At 65.9% G+C, this 15,818-nt stretch carries 11 protein-coding genes; 10 read left to right on the top strand and 1 reads right to left on the bottom strand.

The genetic code is table 11. From position 1 onward, the window contains the following. From jaqu_RS17590 to jaqu_RS17580, 3 genes are all read left to right on the top strand, one after another. Positions 1-835 (top strand): sensor histidine kinase (locus jaqu_RS17590; protein WP_161793896.1); only part of this gene is annotated, 835 nt, incomplete at its 5' end. Positions 836-900: 65 nt separating this feature from the next. Then, complete coding sequence (locus tag jaqu_RS17585; protein WP_043920315.1) at positions 901-1,581, top strand: response regulator transcription factor; 681 nt, start codon at positions 901-903, stop codon at positions 1,579-1,581. A gap of 168 nt (positions 1,582-1,749) precedes the next feature. Continuing rightward, complete coding sequence (locus jaqu_RS17580) at positions 1,750-5,937, top strand: ExeM/NucH family extracellular endonuclease (protein WP_052501053.1); 4,188 nt, start codon at positions 1,750-1,752, stop codon at positions 5,935-5,937. Positions 5,938-6,025: 88 nt separating this feature from the next. Here jaqu_RS17580 and jaqu_RS17575 read toward each other — a convergent pair whose 3' ends face one another. After that, positions 6,026-6,709: a Crp/Fnr family transcriptional regulator gene (locus tag jaqu_RS17575; RefSeq protein WP_043920314.1), complete on the bottom strand. Its 684-nt coding sequence runs from the start codon at positions 6,707-6,709 to the stop codon at positions 6,026-6,028. Between the two features lie 1,223 nt (positions 6,710-7,932). Between jaqu_RS17575 and jaqu_RS17570 the strand changes: the two genes are divergently transcribed. The 7 genes from jaqu_RS17570 to jaqu_RS17540 all read left to right on the top strand — a co-directional run bounded on the left by jaqu_RS17570 (position 7,933) and on the right by jaqu_RS17540 (position 15,792). Next, entirely contained in the window at positions 7,933-8,619 is a 687-nt protein-coding gene (locus jaqu_RS17570; protein ID WP_043920322.1) for an adenylate kinase, read from the top strand. Positions 8,620-8,679: 60 nt separating this feature from the next. After that, complete coding sequence (locus jaqu_RS17565) at positions 8,680-8,979, top strand: DUF4212 domain-containing protein (protein ID WP_043920313.1); 300 nt, start codon at positions 8,680-8,682, stop codon at positions 8,977-8,979. 3 nt (positions 8,980-8,982) lie between these two features. Continuing rightward, a complete protein-coding gene (locus tag jaqu_RS17560) occupies positions 8,983-10,770 on the top strand; it encodes a sodium:solute symporter family protein (protein WP_043920312.1) in 1,788 nt (595 codons plus the stop codon). A gap of 102 nt (positions 10,771-10,872) precedes the next feature. After that, positions 10,873-12,693: a DUF294 nucleotidyltransferase-like domain-containing protein gene (locus tag jaqu_RS17555; protein WP_043920311.1), complete on the top strand. Its 1,821-nt coding sequence runs from the start codon at positions 10,873-10,875 to the stop codon at positions 12,691-12,693. Between the two features lie 28 nt (positions 12,694-12,721). Next, positions 12,722-13,243, top strand: coding sequence for a hypothetical protein (locus jaqu_RS17550; protein WP_043920310.1), 522 nt, complete (start codon positions 12,722-12,724; stop codon positions 13,241-13,243). 3 nt (positions 13,244-13,246) lie between these two features. Then, positions 13,247-14,638 carry a 3'-5' exonuclease gene (locus jaqu_RS17545; RefSeq protein WP_043920309.1) on the top strand — a complete coding sequence of 464 codons (1,392 nt, stop codon included), beginning with the start codon at positions 13,247-13,249 and terminating at the stop codon, positions 14,636-14,638. A 107-nt stretch (positions 14,639-14,745) separates the two neighbouring features. After that, positions 14,746-15,792, top strand: coding sequence for a glycosyltransferase family 2 protein (locus jaqu_RS17540; RefSeq protein WP_161793895.1), 1,047 nt, complete (start codon positions 14,746-14,748; stop codon positions 15,790-15,792). Positions 15,793-15,818: the final 26 nt, after the last annotated feature.

Genomic DNA, 15,818 nt, shown 5'->3' with positions numbered 1-15,818 from the left:
GACGCGCAGCGAGTCCGACCGCCTCGAAGCGATGGTCGATGCGCGCACGGCAGAGCAGCGCCGCCTGATCGCCGAGATCGAGAGAAACGCGAGCCAGAAGCGCCAGCTTCTTGCCGATATCAGCCACGAACTCCGGACCCCGCTGACGATCATCCAGGGCGAAGCCGAGGTCACCTTGCGCCGCGGAGAGCAGCCCGCCGAGATCTACCAGGATGCACTGGCCCGCATCCGCGACAGCGCCCGGCACACCAACCGGATCGTGGACGACCTGCTGCTCATTTCCCGCCAGGAAGCGGCACAACTCAGGCTCGACCGGCACGAGCATGACGTCCGGTCGATCCTGCGCGAGGCCGCCGAGACCTTTCCGAGAGACGTCGCACTCGATCTGCCCGAGGCGCCCCTGCACGCCTATGTCGATGCGCTTCGCCTTCGCCAATGCATGTTGGCGCTCTTTCAGAATGCGCGTCGGCATGGCGGACCCCATATCGCCGCCTCGGCGCGCGAAGCCGATGGCCGCCTCCTTCTGATCGTCGAGGATGACGGGCCCGGCCTCTCGGACGGTGAGAAGGCGCAGGCCTTCGACCGGTTCTTCCGCGGAAGCGGTGCGTCCGGCAACGAGGAGGGGCACGGGCTGGGCCTGCCCATCGTGCGCAGCATCGTTCAGGCCCACGACGGCACGGTCGACCTGGCCGATGTCGAGACGGGGGGCCTGCGCGTCATCGTAGATCTGCCGCTGCGCCCGACGCCCAGGCTGGTGGCAAACCGCCCAGAGGGACCCGAACCAGACCCCGGGATTCCAGATGCCCTAAACCTTCGGAATAAAGGCGGCGCCTAAGCCTCGGTCCGATTGGGTGCGCATTCAGATGGCTCCATCCTGCGGCTGATTGATGGAGGCATAAAATGAATATTCTCATCGTGGAGGACGAGGAACGAGTAGCGGACTTTCTGCGCCGCGGATTGATGGCCGAGGGTTGGTCGGTCGAGCATGTGTCGGACGGCGAGACCGCCCTGGAGGTCGTCGATACGCAGTCTGTCGACGTGGTCCTTCTGGATCTCATGTTGCCCGGCATTCAGGGGCAGGATGTCTGCCGCAAGCTGCGCGCCCGCCGCCGGTCGGTCCCGATCCTCATGCTCTCCGCGCTCGACAGCACGGACGAACGGATCGCCGGTCTGAAGCTGGGCGCCGACGATTACCTGCCGAAGCCTTTCGACTTCGATGAACTCGTCGCGCGGATCGAAGCGCTGCATCGACGTGCGAGCGGCGTCTACGCAGACGCCGAAACCGGGCAGATTTCCGTCGGCAGCCTGCATTTCGACCGGGAAAGCTTTGAAGCGTCGATCGACGGGGCCCCGCTCGACCTGTCCGGGAAGGAACGCGATCTTTTCGTCCTGTTCCTCAGCAACCCGAACCGTGTCCTGTCCCGCGAGCGGATCCTGAACGCGGTCTGGGGCGTCACCTCCGATCCGATGACCAACATCGTCGACGTCTATGTCGGCCGGCTGCGCCGAAAACTCGGCCAAGAGAGCCGGCGGATCGTGACCTTGCGAAACGTCGGATACCGCCTCGACGCCGCCCGCTGAATCCGACGCGTCGGCGAAACTTTGCCAATCGACCGATCCGCGGCCGCTACGTCGCGCTTGCCTCCACACGGGTAAAGACCGGACGCTCCGCCCTGCAGACCGACCGACACAATACGGTGAAGTTCCCGGGGCAGAACGCCCCGAACTTTCCCACCCAGGAGACAGCCCATGCCCATTCCGTTCTTCCGCATCCCCCTCTCGTTCCAGTTCGGTACCTTTGGCGATGACACGATCCTCGGCGGGACGGGCCGGGACTACGTCTTCGCCTTCGGCGGCGACGACCTGATCGAGACCGGCGCGGGCGATGATCGGGTCTGGGCGGGGTCGGGCGACGACCTCGTGCGGGGCGGGATGGGCAATGACCGCCTTTTCGGCGGGCGGGGTACGGACACGGCCGTCTTCTCGGGCCTGCTTGCCGATTATTCGATCAGCCTGCTGCCCGGTCGCGTGACCGTCGACGGCGCCGACGGCCTCGACCGTCTCTTCGGGTTCGAGGCCCTTCGCTTCGACGACACCACGATCTTTCTGGACGGGCGCAACAACGGCCCCGTCGCGACCGATGACACGGTCGTCGCCCCCGAGGACGGCGTCACGTCCATCGCCGTGGCGGACCTCCTCGCCAATGATAGCGATTTCGACGGGGATACGCTGGCCGTGACGGCCGTCTCTGCCGCCAGCGGCGCCGGCGCCAGCGTGACCCTGACCGATGGCATCCTGGCCTACGATCCGGGCGCCCTGTTCGACGCGCTGGCCGAGGGAGAGACCGCGACGGACAGCTTCGAATACACGGTCTCCGACGGCCGGGGCGGCAGCCAGACGGCGACCGTCACCGTCACGATCACGGGGACGAACGACGCCCCCGTCCTGACCCTGCCCGCAACCGCCGAGCAGGCCGAAGGCGAGACCGGCCCGATTGCGACCGCCGAGGTGACCGACGCGGAAGGCGATCCCGTGACCCTGTCGCTGGGCGGGGCCGATGCGGCCTTCTTCCTTATCGACCCTGCGACCGGAGCCATCTCGTTCGCGGACGCGCCGGACTTCGAGACGCCCGAAGACGCGGATGGCGACAACGTCTACGAGATCTCGGTCACCGCGGATGACGGAAACGGAGGCGTCACGACCGAGGATCTGAGCATTTCCGTCACCGACGTGGAGGAAGGACCGAGTGTCGTCCTGTCGGAAATCATGTACAATCCCGGATCTTCAGAGCCGGATTGGGAATGGGTCGAGGTCACCAACGTCTCGTCCGACGCCATCGACCTCGCGGGCTACGTCATCGACGACGGCAACGCGACCCGCGTCTCGCAGGCGAACATCGCCTCCGGCACGATCGCGGCCGGTGCGAGCGCCGTGCTCTACAACGGCGACGATCTGACCGAGGCCGATTTCCGCGCCGCGTGGAACCTGGCCGACGATGTGACGCTGATCGCCGTCTCAGAATGGAACGACCTCGCGCTGAACAACAGCGGCGACCGGATCACCGTCTGGGCCGATTTCGAAACCTACACGGCCGATTTCGAGACCCGCAGCCAGACTGTCATCGACGTGACCTACGACGATTCGGGCGACTGGCCGACCGATGATGGGTCGGCCTCGATCTATCTGACGGACCTGTCCGCCGATGCGAATGACGGCACCAACTGGGCCCGGTCGACCGAAGGCGGCGCAACGCCCGCCGGGACCGGCCGCGCCTCTCTGGCCGAAGGCGGCAACGCAGGCGGCGATGTCGGCTCGCCCGGAGCGGAGGCCGCCCCCGCGCCACTCCAGATCAGCGAAATCGCCATCAGCAACACCGGCGACGACTGGGAATTCCTCGAACTGAGCGGCGAGGCGGGCACGTCGCTCGACGGCTACGCCCTGATCCAGCTCGACGGGGATGGCGAAGTGCGCGGAGTGGTCGATCTGGACGGCCAGCAGATCGGCGACAACGGCTTCTTCCTTGCTGCCAGCCCAACCGCCGAGAATACGTTCGGCGTCGCGCCGGACCTCGCCATCGCGGACAATACGTTCGAGAACACCTCCTCCAGCTTCCTGCTGGTGGAAGATTTCACCGGCGCGACCCGGTTCGACGACCTCGATGCGGACGATGACGGTATCCTCGACGACGGCGCACCTTTCGGCGCGATAGTCGACGGCGTCGCGCTGATCGACGACGACGCACCCCTGACATACGCGGATGCTGTCGTCGGACCCGATGGAACCTTCCTTGCGCCCGGCGCGATCCGGGGCGACGACGGCTTCGAGATCGGCAGCTTCTTCGACGCCTCGGTCTACTCGCCGACCTCCGGCGGGTCCGGCAGCGGTGGTGGCGGTGGCGCCCTGACGCTCATTTCCGCCATTCAGGGCAGCGGGACCGAAAGCGCGATCCAGGGCGCGGCAGTCACCGTCGAGGGCATCGTCACCTACGTCTCGTCCAATGGCTACTACGTTCAGGAAGAGGCCGCCGACCAGGATGGCGACGCCGCCACTTCCGAAGGCCTGTTCGTCTTCACCGGCTCCGGATCGGATCCGGCATCGCTCGTCTCGGTCGGCCAGACGGTTCGCGCATCGGGGACGGTCTCCGAATTCGGCGGGCAGACCCAACTCTCCGGGACGTCGACGGACGTGGTCAACGCCACTATCTCTGCGCTTCCGGACGCCGTTCGCGTCACCGTCTCCTCTGCCGACGAAGCGGCAGTCTACGAGGCGACCGAAGGAATGCGCGTCGAAGTCGTCAGCGGCGGAACGGAGGCTCTGACGATCACGGTCAACTTCAACCTCGACCGGTTCGGCGAGATCGTCGTCTCTGACGGCATCATGACCCAGCCGACCCAGCTCTTCGATGCGCAGACCGAGGCGTCGGAGGTCCAGACGCTTCTCGAGGCCAATGCAAACAATCGCCTCGTCATCGACGACGGCGATTTCCGATCGAACCTGTCCTCGTTCGCCTATCTCCCGAACACGTCGCCCGGAGACGACGGCAACGGCATCCTGAACGCCGCGGACGACTTCGATCTGGGCGGCACGGTTCGGCTGGGCGCCGAGATCGTGGACCCCGTTCAGGGGATCATGTCCCAGGGCTTCGGGAGCTACCGCGTTCTCGCGAGCGAAACGCTCGTCATCGACGAGACGACCAACGGGGGGGCACGGCAGGCGGTGCCGGACGACGTTCTGGGCAATCCTGGCGGCGCCGGACCGCAGGAAGGCCAACTGATCGTCGCCAGCCTGAACGTCGAGAATTACTTCGCCACACTGGGACAACGTGGCGCGAACTCCGCCGATGATCTCGACCGGCAGACCGCGAATCTCGTCAATCAGATCGAGGGGACCGGCGCCTCGGTCCTCGCCCTGCAGGAGCTGGAGAATGACGGCTTTGCCGACGGCTCCGCTGTCGACAGACTGACGGATGAGCTCAACCTGTCCGACGCGGCCGCGGATTGGCAATTCGTCGATCCGACGGGAACGGCAGCCCCCGTGGGAACAGATGCGATCGCCACCGGGATCATCTTCGACGCGACCGAAGTCCGGCTGGTCGCCAGTGACGCGCTGATCTTCGAAGAAGCCAGCGCGGCGGATACGTTCGCGCTGGCGCAGATCCTGAACCCCTACTCACCCACGGGCGATCAAGTGAACGACTTCCAGCGCAACCGGCCCGCCACGGTCGCGACCTTCGAGGATCTGGACACGGGCGAGACCTTCACCGTCGTCTCGGTCCACAACAAGTCGAAGGGCGACAGCAATCTGGCGGATGTGGTCGAGAATGCGGTCGCCGCGCTTGCGAACGGCACGGTGCCCCCGTCGGAGGTCGCGAACGTGCAGGCGGCCATCGACGCGCTCCGCGCGGATGCGAACTTCGATCAGGGAGACGGACAGGGCTTCTGGAACGGCGTGCGGCTTGACGCGTCAGAGGAACTGACGGTCTGGCTCGAAGACACGTATCTGCCCGGGGTGCAGGCGGCGAACCCGACCCTGCCCGTGGGTGACGGCACGCTGATCCTCGGGGACTTCAACGCCTATGCCGAAGAGGACCCCACCCAGGCCGTGCGCGAATTCGACGGTGCCGATGCCGGGACCGAGGCCGACTATATCGACATCATCGACACCTTCGTGCCCGGCGGTCAGGACGAGGCCTACAGCTTCGTTTTCGACGGCCAGCGGGGGACGCTTGATCAGGCCTTCGTTTCCGCGGATCTGGCCGGTGCGGTCACCGGCGCCACCGAGTGGCACGTCAATGCCGACGAGCCGGACCTTCTGTCCTACGACAGCGAATTCACCGATCCGGGCTTCTTCAGCGATGACGTCTACGGCGCGTCGGATCACGACCCGCTGATCGTCGGCCTCGACTTCGCCCAGGACGACACGTTCGTCTTCGTCTGATCCCCTATCGAATGTCCGGTCCGAAGGGTTTCCCGTCGGGCCGGACACGCAGGGCGTCGGGCGCCTCTCGTCAAGGGGGCGCCATGCCTCAGCTCCCCAGACAGTCCGACAATTCGTCGATATCCAGCAGGGTGATCTCCTTGCGGGCGCCCTTGATCGCCCCGCGTTTGGACAGACGGCCCAGCACTCTCGTAATCATTTCACGGTTCGCCCCCAGATAGGCCGCCATCTCCGCATGGGTGGGCACGTTGCTGATGACGCCGCCGTCGCGCAACACGCCCTGCTCGGCCGCCAGCGCGATCAGGTGGGACGCGGCGCGTTGCTCGACCGTTAGGGCCGTCTGCTCCACCAGACGGGAGGTCAGCGCGTGGATGCGCCCCACCAAGCCCTGCACGACCCTCTGCCTGATCTTCGGAACCTCCTCGAACAGGGTCAGAAAGCTCTGCTGGGGGATGACCAACAGCCGAGCCTTCGTCCGACAGGTCACCGTCAGGGATCGTCTTGTATCCGAAAGAGCCGCGAGTTCCCCGAAGTAGCTGCCCTCGGAGAACCGCGAGAAGATGATCTCGCGCCCCTCCTTTGTCCAGAAGACGGCCAGCAGCGCACCGGAGACAAGGATATAGACGTCCGAGGTCCGATCCTCGTGGGAAAAGACCGTCTCCCACTTGCGGAAGTTCCGTTCCCGCACGGTAAGGGGCAGCGCGGACAGTTGCTCGGCGGAAACGCCTTCGAAGATCGGAAGATTCAGCGCGAGGAGGTCTTCGACCCGCATGTCAGGCCCCTCCATCCGGGCGGGATCCGGGGGCCTTCGACGGGCTGCACGCTGTGCCGATGTATTTGCCGTACATGGGCCCCCCTTGGATCGCGAACAGTCGGAGGAAGCCGCCCCCTGATGATCCGCGCCCATCTAGGATGACCTCTTGCCCAGCGTCCAACGCTTTCGGACCCGACGGACGCGATCGCGCTGCCGCGGAGTGCACTACGCGGTCAGCATCGGCGTGGAGCAACAGGTACGGATCTACGGGATCGCCGACCATTGGGACGACAGACCGGGTCGACACTACCGAACAAGTGACTGCCGGCTATGACCGCATGGGAAACGCCGCCACGGACCGACCGTCGAAACGACCGGCCCGCAACGGCTAACCACCTACTCGGAAAAAACGACTCGTACCCGCAAACTCGGCAAACTCGGACTCGATCACTCGTTAAAACCGTACCCGGCGCTCCCGGGAACTCTTGCCGACTGCAGACCGCTGACCTCACGGTCACGGTCTAGCGGACCCGCGCACGTGGAACTGTGCGCTGGGACACATTCGGCAAAATGTCTTAAGAAAAAGCGTAGCGACCGCGTTCATATGACGATCCGAAGGCGGGGATCCGATGACGGTGGAGCGCTCGAAAAGGGATGTTTTTCGACAGTCCGTCTGACCTGGCGGGAACTATCCGAGCAGAAAGTCAGGATTGTCCCGCCCAAGCTGGACGGCCCGAACGGGAGCCGCATCCAATCGTCATGCCCTTGTGCTGCAGCCTCCACTGACGGGAGCGCCGTGGCCCTGAGCATCGAATGTGGAATTGGTCCCATCCGCCGTAGACTACCAACATGGCGGCCCGCACCTGTTCGATCCGCTGACTCAACCAGAAGTCGTGCCGGTGATTTACAGATTTTTCACCAAATCGGTAAATTTGATTACAAAATCATCCGGCAGCTTCACCCCGACCCTGCGAAACAAATGCAATGTGCCGTAGGGTCAGTCTCGGTGGAGGAAGAGGATACGGTCGAACATTCCGACCTGCATGCCCTTCTCGAAACCGAGGAGGGCAATTCATGGTCATCAGCGTCACGCCATCGCGTCATGGGCGAGTGCGGCCCGCGAGGCTCCGCCTTTCGTCGCTCTCGACCGACATGACCGACCAGGACTTTAAGCAAGGAATGCATGTCGATCCCGCCGCGGACGTGGCGACCGGATGTCGTGCAAGAAGGAGGACTTGATGATGGACGGTGGACGCACGAACCGGGCTGCGCCGGTCTTTATCCTTCTCGGCCCGCCGGGCGCTGGCAAGGGCACCCAGGCCCGCCTCTTGCAGGAGCGGTTCGGCCTCGTCCAGCTTTCGACCGGCGATCTCCTGCGCAAGGCTGTGGCGGACGGCACCGAGGCCGGCCTGAAGGCCCGACCGATCATGGAGGCCGGCGGCCTCGTCACCGATGAAATCGTGCTGGCCATCCTGCGGGAGCGCCTCGCCGCCCCGGATTGCGCAAAGGGCGTCGTCCTGGACGGCTTCCCGCGGACCGAAGCGCAGGCCGAGGCTCTCGACCGGATGCTGGACGCGAGCGGCCAGTCGATCGACGCAGCCATCTCGCTAGAGGTGGACGACGTGAAGATGGTCCTGCGGATATCCGGTCGGATGACCTGCGGATCCTGCGGCGAAGGCTATCACGAGACGTTCAAGCCGCCCCGCGTGGCGGAGACCTGCGATGCCTGCGGCGCGACGGACATGACCCGGCGTGCGGACGACAACGCCAAGACGGTCATGTCGCGGCTGGACGCCTATCACGCCCAGACGGCGCCGCTGCTGGACTATTACGGCGCGCGCGGGGTCCTTCATCGAATCGACGCCATGCGCGAGATCAATGTGGTCGCCGACGCGATCGCCGAGACGATGGTGGGCGAAACTGCCTGAGGGGATGGTCCGGAAAAGCCCGGACCGTTGAACGACGATTCACAGGAGGAGGAACGCCAGATGGCGGATCAAGTCACGAACTCGAAGGGGACCAGCCCTTCAAAGGCGGCGGAGGACGACTCGGGTTACTGGTCGGCCAACCTCCGGATCATCACGATAAGCCTGATCATCTGGGCCCTGGTTTCCTTCGGCTTCGGCATCCTGCTGCGCCCGCTCCTGTCGGGGATCGAATTCGGCGGCGCGGATCTGGGCTTCTGGTTCGCCCAACAGGGATCGATCCTGGTCTTTCTTGCGCTGATCTTCTTCTACGCCTGGCGCATGAACAAGCTCGACCGCGAACACGGCGTCGAGGAGGAGTGACGGATGGACCAGTTTACGATCAACCTGATCTTCGTCGGCGCGTCCTTCGCGATCTATATCGGCATCGCCATCTGGGCGCGGGCCGGCTCCACGGCTGAATTCTACGCCGCCGGCCGCGGCGTGAACCCGGTCATGAACGGCATGGCGACCGCCGCCGACTGGATGTCGGCCGCGTCCTTCATCTCGATGGCGGGCCTGATCGCCTTCGTCGGCTACAACAATTCCAGCTTCCTGATGGGCTGGACGGGTGGCTACGTGCTGATGGCGCTGCTGCTGGCCCCTTACCTGCGCAAATTCGGCAAGTTCACCGTGCCCGAGTTCATCGGCGACCGGTTCTACAGCTCGACCGCGCGCGTCGTTGCCGTGATCTGCCTGCTGACCATCTCCATCACCTACGTGATCGGCCAGATGACCGGTGCTGGCGTGGCCTTCTCGCGCTTCCTCGAAGTGGATAACGCGACCGGCCTCTTCATCGCGTCGGGCGTGGTCTTCATCTACGCCGTTCTGGGCGGGATGAAGGGCATCACCTACACGCAGGTGGCGCAATACTGCGTCCTGATCATCGCATACACGATCCCGGCGGTCTTCATCTCGCTGCAACTGACGGGCAACCCGATCCCGGGCCTGGGCCTGTTCTCCACCCACCAGGAAACGGGGCAGCCGCTGCTGACGACGCTGGACCAGATCGTTACCGATCTGGGCTTCAACCAGTACACGGCGGGGACGAGCTACTTCAACATGGCGCTCTTCACCCTGTCGCTGATGATCGGTACCGCGGGTCTGCCGCACGTCATCATCCGCTTCTTCACCGTGCCCCGCGTCGCGGATGCAAGGTGGTCCGCGGGCTGGGCTCTGGTGTTCATCGCCCTTCTCTACCTGACGGCCCCGGCCGTGGGTGCGATGGCGCGCCTGAACATCATGGACCAGTTCTGGCCTAACGGCGTCGAGGGTGAGGCCGTGTCGGTCGAGACGATCGAGAACGACCCGGAATACGACTGGATGGGCAACTGGATCCAGACCGGTCTGCTGGGCTTCGAAGACAAGAACGGCGACGGGCTGATCCAGTACTACAACGACGCCAATCCCGACATGCAGGCGATGGCGGCGGAGCGCGGCTGGGAGGGCAACGAACTCACCAACTTCAACCGCGACATCCTCGTGCTGGCCAATCCGGAAATCGCGAACCTGCCGCCCTGGGTCATCGGCCTGATCGCGGCGGGCGGCCTGGCTGCGGCGCTCTCGACGGCGGCGGGTCTGTTGCTGGCGATCTCCTCGGCCGTGTCCCACGACCTGATCAAGACGATCATCCGTCCGGACATCTCCGAGAAGGGCGAGTTGCTCTGGGCCCGGTGCTCGATGGCGGGCGCGATCGCGCTGGCGACCTATCTGGGCCTGAACCCGCCCGGCTTCGCGGCGCAGGTCGTGGCGCTGGCTTTCGGTCTGGCGGCAGCGACGCTGTTCCCGGTCCTGATGATGGGCATCTTCTCCAAGAAGATGAACTCGGCAGGGGCCATCGCGGGCATGCTGACCGGCCTGATCGTCACGCTGGCCTACCTGTTCACCTATCTCGGCATCCTGTTCATCCCCGGCACCAACCTGCTGGAGAACGTGCCCGAGAACTACCTGTTCGGCATCTCGCCCCTGGCCTTCGGTCCGGTCGGCGCCCTGCTGAACTTCCTGGTGGCACAGGCGGTGTCCAAGACGTCGGCCGAGCCTCCTGTCGAGGTGCAGGCCCTGGTCGAGTCGATCCGCATCCCGCGCGGTGCCGGAGCGGCTGCGGCCGACCACTAAGCCAATACGGATCGGCGGGTCCTTCTCTCCCGCCCCGCCGATCCGCACGACGGCTCCGTCCCGGCCAGACCGGGGCGGAGCGCTCTCTTTCCGGGCCACCCGATGACCGACCAGATCCGCGCCTTTCTCGCCCAGCAGCATCCCTATGCCGGCCTCGCCGCCGAGGTCCGTCAGCGCATCGCCGACCGCGCCGAACGGCAGCAGGTCTCCGAGGGCGAGACGATCTACACCTATGGCCGGCCGCTCGACGGCCTCTACGTGATCCTCGACGGTCAGGTGGCCATTCATGACGGCTCCGACGCGCTCGTCTCCCTGCTGGGACCGGGCAATTCCTTCGGCGAACGCGGCCTTCTGCGCGACGGCCTTGCCGCGACGACGGCACGCGCCCGCTCGGCGGTCGAGCTGCTGCGCCTGCCCTCGCCGCTGTTTCAGGATCTCTACGCCGGACAGAGCGCGGTTCGGATCTTCTTCGACCGCAGCCGCTCCACCACCGCAACGCCAAGTCCCGACGACCTGACGACCGTTCGTGTCGAGACGCTGATGACGGCCGATCCGGCGATCTGCGGGCCGGACACCTCTGTCGCCGAGGCAGCCCGCATGATGCGCGACAGCCGGATCTCCAGCCTATGCGTCGTCGAGGACGGCAAACTGATCGGGCTCGTCACGCTGCGCGACATGGTGGGCAAGGCCCTGGCCACCGACGCCCCCACCGATCTCCCGGTCCGTGAGATCATGACGGCGGATCCGCATACGCTCCCGCCATCGGCGATCGGATCGGACGTTCTGCACATGATGGCCGAGCGGCGGCTGGGCCACCTGCCCATCGTCGATGGCGGCACGCTTGCGGGCATCGTCACCCAGACCGATCTGACGCGCTTCCAGACCACCCAATCGGCCGGGCTCGTGTCCGAGGTGGCGCGGGCCGACGACGTCGCCGCCCTCGCCCGCGTCACCGAGCGGATCCCGCGCATGCTGAACCATCTGGTCGCGACGGGGCATCGCCACGATACGGTCACGCGGCTCATCACCGATGTGGCCGACGTCGTGACGCGCCGCTTGCTCGCACTCGCCGAGGTCGAGTTCGGCCCCCCGCCCGCACGCTATGTCTGGCTCGCCTGCGGCAGCCAGGGGCGCCAGGAGCAGACCGGCGTCTCCGATCAGGACAACTGCCTCCTCTACGAAGATGACGTCGACGAACAGGGTCGCGCCTGGTTCGAACGGCTCGCCCGGTTCGTGTCCGACGGGCTCGATGCCTGCGGCTATTTCTATTGCCCCGGCGACATGATGGCGACCAACCCGCGCTGGTGCCAGCCACTGTCCACGTGGCGGGAATACTTCGCCCACTGGATCGCGAACCCGTCGAAAGAGGCCCAGATGCTTGCCTCGGTCATGTTCGACCTGCGGCCCATCGGCGGAGAGGCCAGCCTGTTCGACGGGCTTCAGACCTGGACGCTCGAACGGGCATCGGGCAACTCGATCTTCACGGCGCACATGGCGCAGAATGCCTTGTCCCATGCCACGCCGCTGGGCCTGTTGCGGGGCTTCGCGACCATCCGGTCCGGCGAGAATCGCAACACGATCGACATGAAGCTTTCGGGTGTCGTTCCCGTGGTCGACCTCGCGCGGATGTATGCCCTCCAGGGGCGTCTGACTGCCGTGAACACGCGCGCCCGGCTCGAACAGGCGATCTCCGCCAAGATCGTCAGCCCCAGCGGCGGACGGGACCTGCTCGATGCCTACGACCTCGTGGCCGAGACGCGGCTGCGCCATCAGGCCCGCCAGATCGCGAGGGGCGAGAAGCCGGACAATTTCCTGCCTCCAGCCAGCCTGTCGGATTTCGAGCGCAGTCACCTGCGCAATGCCTTCGTGGTGATCAAGACGATGCAATCTGCCCTGATGCAAGGGCGGGGGGTTATGGGTTAAGGTCGGAACGCACGGGAGGGAGGAGCCCATGTTCTTCGAACTGGTCGGAACGCTGTTGGCCGGGGTCGCCGCCGGCCTGCTCGTCTGGGTCCTGAACCGGACGCTGAAGGGGCGGCTGCCCGCGTGGCTCGTGCCGGTCTCGGCCGGCGGCGCGATGCTGCTCGCGACGATATCCAGCGAATACGGCTGGTTCGCGCGCACCAAGGCCACGCTTCCCGAAGGCGTCGTCGTCGCCCAGACCGTCGAGGAAGCCAGCCCCTATCGTCCGTGGACCTACCTGCATCCGTTCACCAGCCGCTTCGTCGCGGTGGATCAGGCGACGATCCGTACCCATCCCCGGGTGCCCGATCAGCGAATCGTCGATCTCTTCTTCTACGGCCGCTGGGCGCCCACCGCGAAAGTGCCCGTCCTCTTCGACTGCGCCGCCGGGCGCCGGGCGGAGATCGGATCCGGCGTCCAGTTCGGCGAGGATGGCGAGGTGACCGGTGTCAACTGGCGCGACGTCCCCGAGGGCGAGCCGGTGACACAAGCCGCCTGCGCGGAGGCCTGAGCGATGCGCAACCTTCCCCTCCGCCTGCGGGTGTTCCTGTTCTTCTGCCTCGTCGCCGCCGGATCGGTCGCCGTCGTGCTGGCCGCGGTCTGGTTGGGCTACCGGCAGCTTGCCCAACCCGACGCCCTCTCGGCCTTCGTCACAGTCGCCGTCGTCTCCGCCTTCGGCGTGCCCGCGCTCGCGACATTCGTCTGGCTGCTCTTCGATACCAATGTCAGCAAGCCGATCGAGGCGATCGCGGCCCGCCTGCGGGTCGGCACCCATACCAACGCCGATGTCGGAATCGACGACGAACTCGCGCCCTATCTCGGCGATCTCGCTCCCGCCGCAGCGGCGCTCCACCAGAAACTCGCCGCCTTGGCCTCAGATGGTGGTCAGGGCTTCGCGGCGGACGTGGAACGCCTGCGGCGGCATCGGCTGCAACTGGTGCAGATCCTCTCCGACCTGCCGAACGCCACCTTGCTCATCAGCCGCGATCACCATGTCGTGCTCTACGATGGTCAGGCCGCCGACCTCATGGCGAGCGAGGCGCCCGTCCGACTGAACGGCAGCGTCTTCGACTACCTTCAGGAAGGGTCCGTCCGGAAAGCCCTGTCCCTGATGGGAACCGAGGACCGGCGGCGCAGGACCATCGCCGTCACCGGCCATTCCGGCGCAGTCTATTCGGGCTATATCCGCGTCTTCGAGAACGGCTGTTACGCGCTCATGCTCGAGCCGCTGGAGGTGGATGCCTCCCGCCCCCTTGTCTACGATCTCGACCTGCTGGATCGGGAGGCGTCGCAAGAGGCATCGGACACCGCGCTGCGCGAGCTCAGCGTCGTCGCCTTCGACACCGAGACGACGGGCCTCGATCCCGCAAGGGACGATGTCGTCCAGATCGGCGCGGTTCGCATCGTGAACGGCAAGATCGTCCCCGGCGAGACCTTCGAGAGGCTGGTCGATCCGGGGCGCCCGATCCCGCCCCATTCCTCGGAGGTGCACGGCATCGACGACGATATGGTCGCCGGCGCGCCGCCCTTCTCCGAGGTCTCGGCCGAATTCCATCGCTTCGCCACGGGCGCCGTCCTGCTGGCCCACAACGCCCCCTTCGACATGGCCTTCCTGCGCCGGGCGGCGGAAACCAACGGCGCGGCTTTCGAAAACCCGGTCATCGACACGGTCCATATCTCGGCCATCGTGTTCGGCGGCTCGGCGACCCACACGCTCGACGCGCTCTGCGAGCGGCTCGAGATCACGATCCCCTTCGAGGACCGCCACACCGCCACCGGAGACGCCGTCGCCACGGCGCGCGCCTTCGCCGCGATGCTGCCCATCCTCGAAGCACGCGGCATCCGCACCCTCGGCGCGCTCCGAGAGGAATGCCGCAAGCATCAGCGCATCCTGGAGACCGCCTGACGCCCCCGGCCCGTCCCCTTTCCGATGGACGGCCGGGGCGATCCGCGTCTTAACTGCGGCGGCCCCGCGAGACGGGACATGCCGCAACGACAGGACCAATCGCGACCTTGGCTGCTAGTTTGAAGACCCGCGACATGCGCATCACGTCGGTGACCCCGATGAAGGACGAGGGGCCCTTCATCCTCGAATGGCTCGCCTACCACCGGCTGATCGGCTTCAACGACTTCATCGTCTTCACCAACGATTGCAGCGACGGCACCGACCGCATGCTCGACCGGCTGGACGAGTTGGGGCTCGTGCGCCACCTTCCGAACCCGTCGATGATGATGGATCACGGCCGCCACCACTGGGCCGTGCTGGAATACGTCAACCACATGGGGCGCCTGAAACGCTCGGACTGGGTGTTCTCCTTCGATGTCGACGAGTTCCTGTGCATCAAGACCGGCGACGGGACGCTCGGCGCCCTGTTCGACGCCCTGCCCGAGGCGGAAGCCATCAGCGTCAACCAGCTCATCTTCGGCTCGGGCGGCGAACGGAATTTCGAGGATCGGCTCCAGATCGAGCGCTTCACCCGTTGCCAGTATCTCGAGGTGACGAGCACGGGCCGGCGCGCGCGCCGCGGCCTGAAGACCCTCACCTCGCGGGCGGCGGGGATGGCGCGGCTGTCCAATCACTCCCCGCGCTTCGACGAGGCGCGGGCCGCCACCGTCAAGTGGGTCAACGCCGCCGGGATGGACATGCCGATGGAGGGCCGCACCACCGAGATCAAGACGCTGGACGCCCCGCTCATCCGCCATGACCTGGCCCAGCTCAACCACTACGCCCTGCGCTCGGCCGACAGCTTCCTGATGCAATCGGCCCGCGGCAACGCCAACCACCCCGACAAGGCGGCCTCGATGACCTATTGGCGCCGGTACGACCTCAACGCGACCCGGGACCGTTCCATCGCCCGCTGGATAGAGCCGGTCCGAGCCGAAATCGCCCGCATGCGCGAGGATCCCGAGATCGACGCCCTGCACCGCGCCGCGGTCGAGCATCACCGGACCCGCATCGCCGAACTGAAGACGGATCCGCACTACGCCCATCTCTACAAGCGCAGCCGCATCGTCCACGAACGGACCTGGGATGCGGACGGCCCTATCGCGAAGGATTGAACGAGGACGGAGGCTTGCCCCCCTTC

The sequence above is a fragment of the Jannaschia aquimarina genome, assembly GCF_000877395.1.
GTDB classification, from domain to species: Bacteria; Pseudomonadota; Alphaproteobacteria; order Rhodobacterales; family Rhodobacteraceae; genus Jannaschia; species Jannaschia aquimarina.
This window is presented reverse-complemented; position numbering and strand designations above follow the sequence as displayed.